The sequence below is a fragment of the Marinobacter sp. M1C genome, assembly GCF_023314135.1.
GTDB lineage: Bacteria > Pseudomonadota > Gammaproteobacteria > Pseudomonadales > Oleiphilaceae > Marinobacter.
In genome coordinates, this window is the sequence record NZ_CP092289.1 from 2,059,561 (window position 1) to 2,072,270 (window position 12,710).

Sequence of the window (12,710 nt, forward strand, 5' to 3'; positions counted from 1 at the left end):
CCGGTGGTTCTTTGTTGGTGTCCATCCGGAAAAAGTGGTTTTCAGCACTACCTCTGATCGTATTTTATACAGTCGTGTGGTGGTCAATCTACCATTAGCTGTAGCGGGCGGCATCTCTTTCTGGGGCCATCTTTTTGGCCATTCAGAAGACGGCCAAAAGCCGTGCCACTCATTCTGGCGTGATATGTGTTTTGCTCAGCGGCTACCGGTTCAGGTCTGAAGCAGTCGTGCCAGCAACAGCACGTTTCTCGAGACCATCGCAGATCAGACTCGATCCAGTCTAGTACGATCGGGTGGGCGTCGAGCAGGTTGGACATGGTTTGGCTTTTCAGGATAGCTAAGGCAAACAGCGGCTTCTCTTCCTTTATTGTAATTCAGTAAAATTTAGACTTTTACGTTCCCGAATGGACATGCGCTCGCGGCAGCTCGCGCATATGTTTATAGTAAGCTGTGTTTATATTTCGTAGAATTTGAATTCTATCAAGCGTAGTTCGGGCCGGTAAAATCAGTACGGTCGATCGAATCCTCGTTTACCATCAATAAGGAAACCGCCATGATTAGTGCTGTTGCCCGACACTCTGGCACCGCGCTGTACCCGCTTCACCCGCTGCATGCGTTTGTTCTAGCCGGAATAGTGCCTCTGTTTATCGGAGTTTTACTCAACGATTACGCCTATTGGTCCAGCTACGAGCTGCAATGGAAGAATTTCGCTTCCTGGATGCTTATAGGTGCGCTGGTGTTCAACGGCCTGGCCTGGCTGGGCTCGATTGTATCCCTGGTCCGCGCTGATAAGCGCATGGGTGCACCAGTGGCCTATTTTCTGTTGCTACTGGCGACCTTTATGTTGGGTGTCATCAACTCGTTCATCCATGCAAAGGACGTCTGGGCCAGCATGCCGGCCGGGCTTATTCTATCCGTTATCACTGTCATCCTGGCCTGCGTTGCAACCTGGATTGGCCTCGCGAGCTGGCGTATTGGAGGTGCAAGATGAAACCCCTCAATATCCTGTCGATAGCTTTGGTCGCTGCGCTCTTAAGCGCATGTGGCGAAAACAATGTAGACGACGCAGCACAGTTAGGTGCCAACCCGACCTTGCCCAAAGCTCAACGCGGCCTGTTACCCACCTTGAAAATCGCCGAGCCGGCAGGTTGGGATGATCGTCAGCCTATTGTGCCGTCCAACTACGAAATCAAAGCCATTGCCACTGACCTGAATATTCCGCGGCAGACGTTAATCTTGCCCAATGGCGACATTCTGGTGGCTGAGGGCCGGGGCGGTAACGCGCCTAAGCTACGCCCTAAGGACCTCATTGCGGGTTATTTCAAAGGTAAGGGCACGACTGCGGTCGAGAGTGGTGACCGTCTGACTTTGCTGCGCGACAGTGATGACGATGGCACTTATGAGACACGTACCGTGTTCGCCGAGAATCTGAATGCGCCTTATGGCCTTGCGCTAATCGACGACCAACTGTACGTCGCCAATCAGGATGCGGTGATGCAGTTCGATTATCAGCCCGGTCAGACCATGGCTAGCGGACCGCCACGCAAACTCACGGACCTGCCCAGTGAGGTCAATCATCACTGGACCAAGTCCATGATTGCCAGTCCTGACGGGCGTTTCTTGTACGTTGGCATTGGTTCCAACAGCAACATTACAGAAAATGGACTGGAGGTAGAGCAGAATCGCGCCAGAGTCTGGGAGATCGACGCCAAGAGCGGTGCTCACAGACCCTATGCAACCGGTCTGCGTAACCCAACGGCACTGGGTATTTTGCCCGGCACTGACCAATTATGGGCGGTGATCAACGAGCGTGACGAGCTCGGTCCACGACTGGTACCCGATTACTTGACCTCGGTTCAAGAAGGTGAGTTTTATGGCTGGCCCTACAGCTACTGGGGACAAAATGTCGATTCGCGGGTCAAACCGCAGCAACCCGATATGGTAGCCGCTGCGATTGTCCCAGATTACAGCCTGGGGTCGCACAAAGCCCCTTTAGGCCTGGCGTTCTCAACGGCGACCATGGGTGACAAGTTCAGCGAAGGGGTATTCATCGGCGAGCATGGCAGCTGGAACCGGTCTGACCCGGCGGGTTACAAGGTAGTCTTCGTCCCCTTCAGTAACGGCAAGCCAGCCGGAGACCCATTGGACTTCGTCACCGGCTTCCAGGGTGAGGATGGCAAGACCCGTGGCAGACCGGTGGGCGTGACTGTGGATCCCGAAGGGGCACTCATCGTTGCCGATGACCTTTCTAATACCATCTGGCGGGTGACCCCAACTAGATAAGCGGTATGTAAAAAACCTCCTGCGCGGGTCGCTTTAATCCGCGCAGGAACACTGAACAACAGTTCCCCTATCATGACCTGAGCGGTATCGACTACAACCGCGCCAGATGACTTTTCGGAAACCCGATACCTCCAACACTTTGGGACCGGTCCCTTGGCACCGCTGCACGTAATGGCTCGTTTGGTCTGAAATCTCATCTGCCATTTACCATCGGAACCCCTAATAATGGCGGTTCAGTCATTACCGCTGGCGGCCTGACTTTTGTGGTAGCGACTACCGATGATATGCTACGGACGATCGATCTGCGGACCTGTGAAACCGTCTGGCGCACCAGTTTGTTAGCGGGAGGACAGGCAATATCCCTCGTCTACTCTATCGATGGTCGCGAGTATGTGATGATCATGAATGCCGGGCATCACTTCATGGGAACACCTGGTAACGATTCGCTGCTGGCGTTTGCCTTGCCGAAATAGAGCAGTGTTAGAGCCGAGGATCAACTCGTAATTCAATTGGAGTGTTATTGAAACACCCGCTAATTATTCGATAGGTTGGTCCAGAGTGGACCAACTGCTATTGTCCCTCACCTGTAAACGGAACGTCATGACGAAGCTGATTGGCTCCACGATATCTCCGGGTAGAGCGCCCAGAACTATGAAACAACCAAACTACACCTTTCTTTTATTCAGTGGACTGATCGCCCCGTCAATCACAATGGCAGCACCTGGCCAGCCAACGGCCGATATTGTGGTTACGTCACCTATTATGGAACGTACGCTGTACGAAACGCCGGCCGCTATGTCGGTGGTCAGGCGAGAACCCATTCAAGAAGGCCAACCCAGGCTAAAGCTGAATGAAACTCTAAGTCAGGTTCCGGGCATTTTCCTGCAGAATTCTGAGAACTTTGCCCAGGGCGAGCGCATAGCTATACGTGGATTTGGCGCACGGGCACCTTTCGGGGTTCGGGGCGTTACTATTATGGTGGATGGCATTCCTTACACGCTACCGGATGGTCAGGCGCAGCTCGATGCTATCGACCTGGACAGCGCCGAGCGTATTGAAGTCATTCGCGGGCCTGCCTCGGTTCTTTACGGTAACGCTGCGGGCGGGGTCATCAGTGTAACCACTGCCGATGGGCCTAACCAGCCAGATCAGACATCCGTTCGGGTTATCGGTGGCAGCCATGACTTTGGCAAACTTTCGATAAAAAACAGTGGCAGTGATGGCCCCTGGTCGCACAGCATCAGCGGTTCGGCCCTTAACTATGAGGGTTACCGCGATCAGGCTAAGGTCGAAAAATACCTGCTTAACACCAAGCTACGTCGGGAGCTGGGTAACGATCGCTCAGTGACTGCCATCCTGAACCTGCTGCAGAACCCACGGTCGGAAGACCCTGGGGCGCTCACGATTGAACAGGTTAAAGCAGACAAATCCCAGGCCGGGAAATTCACCAAAAAATTTGATACCGGGCAAACCGTTGATCAGCAAGTGCTTGGGCTGCAGTATCAGGATCTTTCCGCGGGACCAGGCGAATTACACATCAAAACCTTCTACATGCGGCGGAACTTCGAGCAGCAGCTTCCTTATCCCGGGGATAGCCGTATCGACTATGACCGCGATTATTTTGGAGCCAGTGCTGATTATCGCCAGTCTCTTGAGCTTGCCGGGTTCCCGTTTCGCTACGTTGCGGGTGTGCAGGCAAGGGAGCAGCGGGATGACCGTATCCGCCGGGAAATGAGTTTTAATGGCAACCTGGAAAAATTAACTGCCGACGAACTGCAAACGGCAACGGCCCTGAGCACGTTTGCGCAAGGTGATATGAATCTTACGGATGAGTTGATTTTGTCCCTTGGCGGTCGTTTCGACCGGGTTCGTCTAAAGATTGACGATGATTATCCGCGGGATGACGACCCAAGTGGAAGTCAATCGTTCAATGAATGGAGTGGCTCTGCGGGATTGAGCTATCGCTACTTGCCATCTCATCAGGCGTACGCGAATATCAGTACCGCCTTCGAAACGCCGACCTTCTCAGAGTTTGCTAATCCATCGAGAGTTGGCGGCCTTAATCCAGAGGTTGAACCGCAGAAATCACTCAATCATGAATTAGGGCTGCGCGGGGAATTCAACAGCGGTATCGATTATGATTTCGCGCTGTTCTGGATTGATGTTCGTGATGAATTAATTCCTTATGAGTTGTCCGACCCCGATGATACGCGGACGTTCTATCGCAACGCCGGCGACACGACTCGCAAGGGTTTCGAAGCCGCCGTCGGTTGGCTGTTTACCCCAAGCTGGCGTGTAGACAGTGCGCTAACGCTGGCCAGCTACGGATTTGATACCTACCGTGCGGATGACAACAACTACGATGGAAACAGGTTGCCCGGCCTGCCGGAGCAAACTTGGAGTAACCGTCTGCAATGGCACGGCTTCGGTGGTGCTTTCGCTGCGCTGGAAACCCATTATGTTGGCAGTATGGTCGCCAGTGATGCCAATGACACAAAAGTTGATGACTACTGGTTATTGAACGTGCGCGGTGGACACACCGTGTATGCCGGCCAAAACCTGCTTCTGAAAGGCTTTGCCGGCATTCGTAACCTGACTGACAGAAATCATTTCGCCAACGTGCGTATCAACGCCAACAATGATCGTTACTTTGAACCTGCTGTCGGGCGCACCTGGTACGCCGGAGTCGAGTTCGTTTTCTGAACCCCGACCCCTTTATATAACAGAGTGCCGTTTAAGGTAGCTTATAGGCAATCACATAGTCGCCGAAGGTGGTCCCAATGGAGCCGTGGCCACCGGCGACCAGCACCACCATCTGCTCTCCTTTGCTGTTCAGGTAGGTCATTGGTGTGGCCTGGCCACCTGCTGGCAAGCGTTCTTCCCAAAGTTGCTCACCGGTTGTCAGGTCATAGGCTCTCAGGTAGTTATCAACGGACGCTGCCAGAAAGGCGACGCCGCCACCTGTGATGATAGGCCCACCGATGCCCGGTACTCCTATTTCAATGGGCAGTGGCAGGGGCGTCATATCGTAAATAGTGCCGTTTTTCTGCTTCCAGACCACTTCGCCAGTGCGAAGGTCTGCACCCGCTACATAACCCCAGGGCGGCTGCTGGCAAGGAATGCCAAGAGGCGACAAGAAGGGCTTCATCTCAACCGCATAAGGCGCGCCGGCGTTCTCATTAACACCCTGTTCCCCCTGATTTGTCTCGCCAAGGTCGGCGCCTTCTTTGGGAATAAGCTTTGAGGTAAACGCCAGATAAAGTGGCATACCAAACATCACCTGTCTTTCAGGATCAACGGCGATGCCGCCCCAGTTAAAGACGCCAAAATTACCCGGATAGACGATCGTGCCTTGCTCGGAGGGCGGCGTGTATTGCCCCTCATAACGTAGGGAACGGAATGTGATGCGACAGATCATTTGATCTACGGCACTGGCACCCCACATGTCTGCTTCTGTCAGTTCGGGAGGTCGAAAGTTAAGGCCAGAAATCGGCTGCATTGCTGAGGCGTAGTCCTCCTCGACGGTGCCTTGAGGCGCTTTCTGCTCGGTAACCGGAATGATTGGCTCACCTGTTTCCCGGTTCAGTACATAGACATCACCTTGTTTGGTCGGAACTACGAGTGCGGGTTCCCGACCTTTTTCCGTTTTCAGATCTACGAGGCTCGGCTGCGCCGGTGTGTCCATATCCCACAGGTCGTGGTGCACAAATTGCTGTACCCAGGCGACCTCACCGGTCTCCAAGCTTAACGCGACAACGGATGAAGCAAACTTTTCATCATTTTCCGAACGGTACCAGCCTAGCTGGTCCGGTACCCGGTTGCCCATGGGGAAATAGATCAGCCCAAGTTCTTCATCGGCACTGGCGACGGCCCAGCTGTTGGGAGAGCTTTTGCTGTAAGTCTCATCTTCAGCAATAGGGTCTGTGTTTTCAGGATGACCCGGATCCCAGTTCCATTCCAGCTCTCCAGTTTTGACGTCGTAGGCGCGAATTACGCCGGACGGCGAGTCAATGTCGTAATTATCGTTGACGGCACCCGAGACGACCACAACGCCATTAGCCACAACAGGCGGCGACGTAGCGTAATAAAAACCGGCCTGTTTAAACGGCATGTTGTGCAGCAAATCCAGCTCGCCATCGTCAGCAAAGTTGCTGCACCGCGCACCTGTCTCAGGATCGACCGCTATCAGTCGGGCATCAGATGTCGGCAGAAACAATTGGGCATCGCACTGAACGCTGGCAAGCTCTTCTGCGGGTTCATTGATTGCCCTGGCGCTTATATTATTTGCGTCACCCTCAGCAGGAGGCAGATAGGAAACGCCCCGGCAGGTCTGGTGCTGCCGCTGGCTTTCCATGGGCACTTTTGCATCGTAAACCCATTGTTCCTCGCCAGTATCGGCGTCCAGCGCTATCAACCAGTTGTGAGGTGTGCACACGTATAGGCTATTGCCAATTTTTAGAGGGGTTGCCTCATAAGTGATTTCACCAACGTCTTTTGGCCCCTGCAAATCTCCGGTCTGGTATACCCATGCCTTCTCTAGGGTGCCAGCATTCTCAACCGTAATTTGGTCCAACGGTGAATACCGCTGTCCCATATTGCTCCGGCCATAGGCATGCCAACTGTCATCTGAAATGTCTCCCATTTCGGGGTCGGCAAACACACTGTCTTCGTTAAGTTGCCCATCAATCCGGTGTTGGTCAAAGGCCAGGCTTGATACCGTGATTAAACCGACCACCACCCATACCGGAACCAGGGCCATAGCGCCGCCCCGCTGAGCCTTCGGACCGGGGAACAATAGCGGGATAGCGAGCAACAAAAATAACCCTAAGCGTGTGGCCAAAGGCCACCAGTCGAGGCCGGACTCCCACAATGCCCAGATGGCGGTGGCAGCCAGAAAAAGGGCGTATACCCAGCGGGCAGTCGGTCTGCGCGTTTTGGCTGTAAGCCCGGCAATAATCAGCGCTATGCCTGCAATTGCGTAATATAGGCTACCGCCAAGCGAGATAAGCCAAACGCCACCGGCCAGCAGCACTAAGCCTAACAGCAGCAAAATAATCGAGAGTACAATCATTTGTTGAGCTCCATAATCAGCTGATATTCCATGTTGTGTGGAGGATGTATTTCAGAAAACAGAAAATACCTGCCACTCATGTACCAGCAGTCTGGGTGAAGGAAATATGTCAGTTATGGCTGAGTTGATGCTTAGCCAAGGAAGTGGTCAAGGGCCGGCAATATAGAGTGAGACTCAAGGTGATTCGCCTCATTATTCCGCGTCAATATATTCAGTGTGGCGGTTTGCATAGCCTGTCATCCTCTTTAAAGAGTTTTGCATTAATTCTCAGAAAACGATGCAGTTTGAAATATATGTTTTTTGCACTAACCAAGCGCGTAATTACCGTGTCTGTTAAATATAGTGAAAAACAGATAAAATATCCAATTGGATAGTTCAGAAATAGCGCACTGTGGTCTAAGACGAACAACGGAAGGCCTCAGAATTTCCCACATTGCTAATACTAATAGTGACGATCCGGCAGACGGCTCTACTAGCACTGGCAACCATACTGGGGTTCCGGTGACATTCCGTTTTAATGTAACGTTTATCGCTACAGACCTTGCCTCATAGGGTATCTAGAGGTGTCTTAATTTTAATTTTGTACTATTGAATGCATAATCTCATCCAAGTCGAGCGGATTTTGTTCAAAGCTGAAGCTGTAGGTCTCGTTCAAATTGATATTATTTCAGGCCGTTGGTAAAACCCGCTTGATAATTTCGAGATTCTTATCGTCACCTTCCTCTTGAAAATACCCAAATTAATATAGTTTAGTAAGTATATGGCCTGGAGCATACGGTTGCACTGAGTTAAAGCTATCAGCGAGGGATGGTTTTGACTATAGCCGGAACGCTTTCTAACAATTGTTGCCTGCGTTATCGTCTTTTGCTGCAGCGATATAATAATGCATTTATTAGTATCCCAATCATCGATAATTAGTGCTGTATTGATAAGATTTTTCAATGAGAGCGTCGCCTTATTATATTCTCCCTCGCTTACATCAAAAAAATCTAGTATCATCGTTCCAGGCTGAGCATAGCGCGGTGTATAGGTATAGCCAAACAGGTCCAGCAAGGCAAGGCTTACATGATTAACTCCCTGCCTATCCATTGATAATATATCCGAATTAATTTCAGAGGTGTTATTATAAAGCAAGTCTAAAATAAAGTGTGATTAATATTCATTAGCACCGATAATTCGAACATTCAATGCTATATGATTGGCAATCAGCGCGCTTTCTCCAACTCTGAAACATTAAAATTTTCGCAGCCTGCTTAAGTTATTTGACCGTTAGTGTACTTTCTCCATCGACTAAATCCGCCAGTTTCTCAGCCAAATCAGCAAATATAGTTGCTTTTAATGTGTCAGAAAATTGCTTACGATCATGCTTGACTACCTGACTTATAATTCGTTGAAGTATAGTTTATTTTGGAATAGATATATGATTACAGTCCAGAGATTCGGGACAGGAATAAAATAAAAATCGTATTTATATCAAGGATTTAGAAACTTTTTTAAATAGATAATAGGAGGTTCCTAATGTTGCTTTGCATCCCATTTTTTAAAACCCTGAAGGTTGAGAATTTTGTCGTCGATACGTGATTTTGGAAATTAAGGTGCCTCTGGATGCCTTATGGCAGTTAGGCTGTAGCGATAAGTGTTACATTAAGACGGAATGTCACCAGAACCGCTATGGTGGCGGTATCAGATGACGAGTTCAGCCCGCTTGCGGTTGGTTTGAACTACAAATTCTAGTCAGGCTGACTTGTGAAAGAGCGTCCCCTCGCAGTTCATTGGCGCTGCGCCTTTAAAGTATTGAAAGATTTGATTATATTTAAAGAATGCTTCTGGAATGCTCGCCGTTGAAACAAAACTGTCATGATCATGACTTATGCTCAGCGTGAACGTTTCGAGAGGTAGTTCACGTTATGCGCCTTACCGTCCATCAGCGCTTAGTAGTGTTTTCCGGGTTTTGTTTAATAGCTCTTGTTGGTCTGACATGGCTTTCTATGTCAGTGGTACGGGAGGCTGAGGAGGCGACGGATCGACTCGTGCGAGAGCAGATGTCGGATGTCTGGCTGCTGACGGATTTAGATCGCAGCCATCGCCAACTCAAGGATCTTTCCTACAAAATTAAAGCTCAACTGCTGCTGTGGGATGAGATCAACGCACAGTTCGAAGAAACCTCGCTGGCGATAAAGGCGCAATGGCAGTCAGCTCTTGGTAACCCGCGCCTGCAAGGTTGGGCTGAGAAGAACACAGAGGCCCATCAAGCAGTTTTGAGCCTGCTTGTGGCTCTGAAAGAACCAATCGATGAAGCCAGTTATTATTCGGCCGGTAAAGTGGTGGACTTTCAGCTTTATCAAGCTCTTGATCCCATGCTTGAAGATATTGATGCCCGGCGTTCGGTTGGCCGCCAACAGGCGGAGGCAGGGTCTGCCGCGCTGGTCGAATTTCTCGAACAGCAACAACACTTGCTGGTTGGGGGGGCCCTTTTTGTCTTGCTTGGTATCCTGCTATTAACGTACTGGCTCCGCCGCACGGTGACCACCAGGCTTCAGTTGATCGCGGAACGTCTCCGATCCATGGAAGCCGCGTCAGACCTTTCCACCCCGCTGCCGATTTCAGGGGGTGATGAAGTTACGGCGGTGGCGCTAGCAATCAACGGTCTGATCGAAAAATTCAAACTGTTCGTGGGGGACGTCACAGACGCTGCGGCTGCCTTACAGCAGCGTTCAGCCAATCTGGATGAGCAGGCGGATGCCGTGCAGGCCTCGTCGCTACATAACACTCGCCAGATTCACGATGTGGTTTCATCAATGAGCGCCATTACGAATAGTGCGAGCCAGATTGAGCAATCGGCACAGCATTCCCGGACGCAGGTTACTGGCGCTGTGGAAGGCAACGATGATGTTCAGAATCAGCTGCGCGAGAGTGAGCGTGCCGCTGAACATGCGATTGAGGTTATCAATCGCGTGGCAGGAGCGATTGAGGCGCTTCACGGTTCCAGTAAAAAGATTGAACAGGTGATCGGCGTGATTGCGGACATCGCTGAGCAGACCAACCTGCTGGCCCTGAACGCAGCGATTGAGGCGGCCCGCGCCGGAGAGCAGGGTCGGGGTTTCGCCGTTGTGGCCGATGAAGTGCGAAGCCTGTCCCGCCGCACTGGTGAATCCACCAATCAGGTGCGTCAGTGGGTTAGCGAGCTTGTCACCCAGGTTAATAGTGCTAACGGCTTACTGGATGAGACCCGGGCAGCCGGTGGCGCTAACCGGGAGACGTTGGGAACACTCAAGACCCACCTGGTGGCACTTAAACAAACCTTTGATGATCTCAGCCATTTTAGCAATGAGGTAGACGAGGCAATTCACGTTCAACGGGATGAAATTGGCCGGGTGGGGCGGCGCGCGGATGCGCTGGGAGAAAGCTCTCAGGGTCTGGAACAGCATATCGGTCACACTAAAACGGTGAGCGATCAGTTGCGTGGGCAGTCAGAATCGCTGCGAGCCCTGATTTCTCGTTTCCAGATTCAGGGGGCATAACACAGAATGACAGCCGGTGACCAAGCGAGAGAGCTACAGCGCATTATTGATCAGCAGCTCATTTCAACGATGTTTCAACCCATTGTTGACTGTCAGAAAGGAACTGTTCTTGGCTATGAGGTACTTAGCCGGGGACCTTCGGACAGCCCGCTTCACGGGGCTCCCGCATTATTTCAGGCAGGAGAGCAATGCAAGCAGGTGATCAGCCTGGAACAGGCGTGTCTGCTGGAAGCCGGGCAAAGCTGCATTCGTCACGGAGTCAGCCACCTGGTTTTCGTGAATGTTTCACCGGGTCTGCTGCTACCGACAGAGCTCGCAGAGGATCGCTTGCAGTCTTTGTTGACGATGAACGGCCTCAAGCCGGAAAACGTGGTTATTGAACTATCCGAACGTTATCCGGCGGATAACCCGGAAGCGTTAAAGGCTCGATTGATTGCATTGAAAAAAAGGGGTTTCCGGGTTGCGATAGACGACCTGGGTACGGGTTATTCCGGGTTAAAACTCTGGTCTGAAATTCAGCCGGATTTTGTCAAAATTGACCGCCATTTTATTCGCGATGTTGATCGAGACCTGGTGAAAAAAGAGTTTGTTCGGTCCGTCATCAACCTCTGTGAAAGGCTGGGGTGCCGGCTGATTGCAGAAGGCGTTGAGACGGTTGCTGAGCTGACGCTGCTGCGCTCAATGGGAATTCATCTGATTCAGGGCTTCCTGCTGGGGCGCCCCAATCCGTTTCCTACTGCCGAATTGTCAGCACTGGACAACCCGGTTCCCGTCGGCGGGGGCCAGGCGACCTCGGATGCGGGATACCTCGGGCGCTACATCGTGCCACTTGCTCCAACGGCGTCACTGGGCGATGCCTGGCAAGTCTTGCAATCTTCGCCCTCCATATTTGCGTTGCCCGTGGTGGACAATGACCGGCCTCTCGGTCTGCTGCATAAATGGCGTGTAATGGAAGTGTTCAGCTCTACCTATGGCCGTGCACTTAATGAGACAAAGCCGGTGTCGAGTTTGACCGCCTACGATGCGCTTGTCGTGGAGCATGACGAATCTTTGGAAGCCGTCAGTCAGTCGCTTTTAGAGGACGACCTTCATTATCTCAAGCAGCATTTCATCGTGACCAGGAACGGCCTGTACATAGGGTTGGGTTCAACCCGGTCTCTGCTTCGTTTGATGACCCGGAGCCGGGTGGAACAGGCAAGACATGCCAATCCTCTTACTCAGTTGCCGGGGAATGTTCTGATTCAGCAGGAAGCCGTTTGCCGGCTTCAGCAAAACAATCCGTTCACCTGCATCTACTTCGATATTGACCACTTTAAGCCTTTCAATGACTTGCTGGGCTACAGCAAAGGTGATGAGGTGATCTTGTCGTTGGCACGACAACTGTGTGCGGTTTTCAATGGGGATAATGAGTGGGTCGGCCATATTGGCGGAGATGATTTTGTGGTATTTAGCGACCGACTTGAAAACCGAAAGCGCTGCGAAGAAGTGCAACAGCTTTTCGCCTCGGAGGCAGCGACGCGTTATCCGGAAGCGATACGTCAAGCGGGGTTCATAACCGGTGAAGATCGTGATGGCCAGCCAAGACAGTTCCCCCTTGTGGCTCTCTCAGCAGGAATCGTTGTTGCAGATAGCCGGGCATTTGGGTCCGCGGCAGATCTGGCAGCGACCGCAGCGGTTGCCAAGTCCAAGGCCAAGAAAGCAATAAGCGGGATCCAGATTGTAAGTAACATTTCGGCTCTAAACGAGATGCCTGATGAGCACAAAACGGCTCTTTTGGCCTGACGTGGTTTAAACGGCCCGACTGGCTTTGGTGCGACCGCCGGGCGTCTCTACAA

6 protein-coding genes and 1 pseudogene are annotated in these 12,710 nt (G+C 51.8%); 5 read left to right on the forward strand and 2 right to left on the reverse strand.

Features of this window, described 5'->3' with window-relative positions:
- The first annotated feature begins 553 nt into the window (after positions 1-553).
- From MIH19_RS09810 to MIH19_RS09820, 3 genes are all read left to right on the forward strand, one after another.
- On the forward strand, positions 554-991 hold the full coding sequence (locus MIH19_RS09810) for a DUF2231 domain-containing protein (RefSeq protein ID WP_249008680.1): 438 nt from the start codon (positions 554-556) through the stop codon (positions 989-991).
- The gene (locus tag MIH19_RS09815) at positions 988-2,283 is read left to right on the forward strand and encodes a sorbosone dehydrogenase family protein (protein ID WP_249008681.1); all 1,296 of its coding nucleotides are present in this window, start codon (positions 988-990) and stop codon (positions 2,281-2,283) included. Before MIH19_RS09810 ends, MIH19_RS09815 begins: the two co-directional genes overlap by 4 nt.
- A 651-nt stretch (positions 2,284-2,934) precedes the next feature.
- Positions 2,935-4,986, forward strand: a complete 2,052-nt coding sequence (locus MIH19_RS09820) for a TonB-dependent receptor (protein ID WP_249008682.1) — start codon at positions 2,935-2,937, stop codon at positions 4,984-4,986.
- Between the two features lie 31 nt (positions 4,987-5,017).
- Here MIH19_RS09820 and MIH19_RS09825 read toward each other — a convergent pair whose 3' ends face one another.
- Positions 5,018-7,354, reverse strand: coding sequence for a membrane-bound PQQ-dependent dehydrogenase, glucose/quinate/shikimate family (locus MIH19_RS09825; RefSeq protein WP_249008683.1), 2,337 nt, complete (start codon positions 7,352-7,354; stop codon positions 5,018-5,020).
- Between the two features lie 574 nt (positions 7,355-7,928).
- Positions 7,929-8,563, reverse strand: a pseudogene (locus tag MIH19_RS09830) (Tn3 family transposase); the annotation flags it as partial.
- Positions 8,564-9,384: 821 nt separating this feature from the next.
- On the opposite strand from MIH19_RS09830, the gene MIH19_RS09835 reads away from it, so the two are divergent.
- Together MIH19_RS09835 and MIH19_RS09840 are read left to right on the forward strand one after the other, a co-directional pair.
- Positions 9,385-10,875, forward strand: a complete 1,491-nt coding sequence (locus tag MIH19_RS09835) for a methyl-accepting chemotaxis protein (RefSeq protein WP_249008685.1) — start codon at positions 9,385-9,387, stop codon at positions 10,873-10,875.
- Between the two features lie 6 nt (positions 10,876-10,881).
- Positions 10,882-12,657 (forward strand): bifunctional diguanylate cyclase/phosphodiesterase, encoded by a 1,776-nt coding sequence (locus MIH19_RS09840; RefSeq protein ID WP_249008686.1) that lies wholly within the window; start codon positions 10,882-10,884, stop codon positions 12,655-12,657.
- Positions 12,658-12,710: the final 53 nt, after the last annotated feature.